The 2,286-nt window shown below is 70.6% G+C and carries 1 protein-coding gene; it reads right to left on the reverse strand.

What is annotated here, in order from left to right; all coding sequences use genetic code 11:
• Positions 1–2,253 (reverse strand): polyketide synthase dehydratase domain-containing protein (locus ABZS61_RS34720; RefSeq protein ID WP_356430482.1); only part of this gene is annotated, 2,253 nt, incomplete at its 3' end.
• Between the last annotated feature and the right edge of the window lie 33 nt (positions 2,254–2,286).

Below are 2,286 nucleotides of genomic sequence, written 5' to 3' on the forward strand. Positions count from 1 at the left end.
GACGTCGGCCTTGCCCATTTCGACGAACCGGCCGCCGGGTGTGAGCAGGCGTAGTGAGGCGTCCACGAACTCGCCTGCGAGGGAGTTGAGGACGACGTCGATGCCCTGGCCGTCGGTCGCCGTGTGGATCCGTTCCTCGAAGTCGAGGTCGCGGGAGGAAGCGATCCGTGAGGGGTCGATCCCGTTGGCGATGAGGGTGGGCCATTTGCTTGGGCTGGCGGTGGCGTACACCTCAAGTCCCCAGTGCTGGGCCAGTTGTACCGCGGCCATGCCGACGCCGCCGGCGGCGGCGTGGACCAGTACTGACTCACCGGGCCTGACTTCGGCCAGGTCCTGCAGCCCGTACCAGGCGGTTGCGAACACCAGCGGTATTGCTGCCGCCTGCGCCCACGACCAGCCCGCCGGAACCTTCACGAGCAGCTCCCGGCCGGTCACCGCCTGGGCGGCGAACGCGCCGTCGAAGAAGCCGAACACCCGGTCCCCGACTGCGAGGTCGTCGACGCCGGGACCGGTTTCCAGTACGACGCCGGCTGCTTCGGAACCCATCGTGCCCGGTTCCGGGTACATGCCCAGCCCGAGGAGCACGTCGCGGAAGTTGACACCTGCCGCGCGGACCTCGACCCGTACCTGGCCGGTTTCCAGCGGCGGCGTGTCGGCGGCCTCGATGTGGAGGGATTCCAGCGTGCCGTCCGTCCCGGGCAGCAGGCGCCAGGGGTGGTCCGGCAGCACCAGCCCGCTCCTCACGGCACGGGCCAGACGGGGCACCAGCAGCGCGCCGTCGCGGATGGCGACCTGCGGCTCGTCGACACCGGCCAACAGGGCCAGATCCACGCCCTCTTCATCGGAGGCCGGGTCCGCGTCGACCAGCACGATTCGGTCCGGGTGCTCCGACTGCGCCGAGCGCACCAGGCCCCATGCCGCCGCACCCACCACATCGACCGCAGCGGAAACGGCAGGCATCGCGCCGCGGGTCACCACCGCCAGACGCGTGCCGAACGTGCTCTCATCCGCCAGCCACTCCTGCACACCGTGCAGAACTTCACCGAGGACCCGCTCCACCGAACCGTCAGCAGCGCGCAGCACCGTCCATGCCGGAGCATCCGCCGTGTCGCCGGTGGCACCAGTGCCCGGCGGCAGCGCGACCCACTCCACCGCGAACAGTGCGTCATCCGCGTGCTCGGCCGCAGACAGTTGTTCCGCCGACACCGCACGCGAGACCAGCGAGCGCACGACCGCGACCGGCGCACCGGTCCCGTCGGCCGCCCGGACGGTGATGCCCTCGCCCTCAGGGCGGATCGCGACGCGCAACGTGGTCGCCCCGACCGCGAACAGCTCCACACCCGACCACGCGAACGGCAACCGCGGCCCGGAGGCCTCGGTGTCGTTGCCGAGGATGAGACCGGAGGGGTGCAGTGCGGCGTCGAAGAGTGCCGGATGGATACCGAACCCGTCCGCCGACTCAGCGATCGTCACCTCGGCGTACACACCGGACGCGTCGCGCCAGGCCGCCTGCACACCCTGGAACACCGGGCCATAGCCGAACCCCGCGCTCGCCAACGCCTCGTAGAAGCCATCGACATCCACCGCTTCCGCGCCCTGCGGCGGCCACGCACTAAGGTCAAAGTCAGCTTGTGAATCCGCCTGTTCGGCCAGTGAACCCGCAGCGTGCAGTGTCCACTCGTCCGTGCCCTCGGCACGGGCATGGATGTGGACCGGCCGGTCGCCCGACGGGTCAGGGTCGTCGACCCGTACCTGCACCTGGACGCCACCGGACTCCGGCAGCACCAGCGGCGCCCGCAGAACGAGTTCCCGGACAAGGCCGCAGCTCACCTCTTGGCCGGCGCGCAGAACCATTTCCACCAGCGCGGTTCCCGGCACCACCACATGCCCCGACACCACGTGATCGGCCAGCCACGGATGCGCACCCACCGACAGCAGACCGGTCAGCACCGCCCCGTCTCCCTCGGCCAGCGCCACCACAGAACCCAGCAGCGCATGCTGGGCGTCCTCGATGCCGAGTGCCCCCGCATCCCCACCCGTCACGCCCGGCTGTGGCCAGTACCGCTCGCGCTGGAAGGCATACGTCGGCAGGCCGGTAGCCTGGCCGCCCCAGTCGGCGTACACGGCGGTCCAGTCGACGTCGGTGCCGGAGGTCCAGAGGCGGCTGATCGCGGTGAGGGCGGTGTTGGTTTCGTCGTGGTCCTTGCGCAGGAGGGGGATGAAGTCGGCTTCGGTGGCGGTGTCCTGGGCCATGGCCGACAGGATGCCGTCCGGGCCGAGTTCCAC

Origin of the sequence: Streptomyces sp. NPDC005566 (genome assembly GCF_040605575.1) — a bacterium.
Taxonomy (GTDB): Bacteria; Actinomycetota; Actinomycetes; order Streptomycetales; family Streptomycetaceae; genus Streptomyces.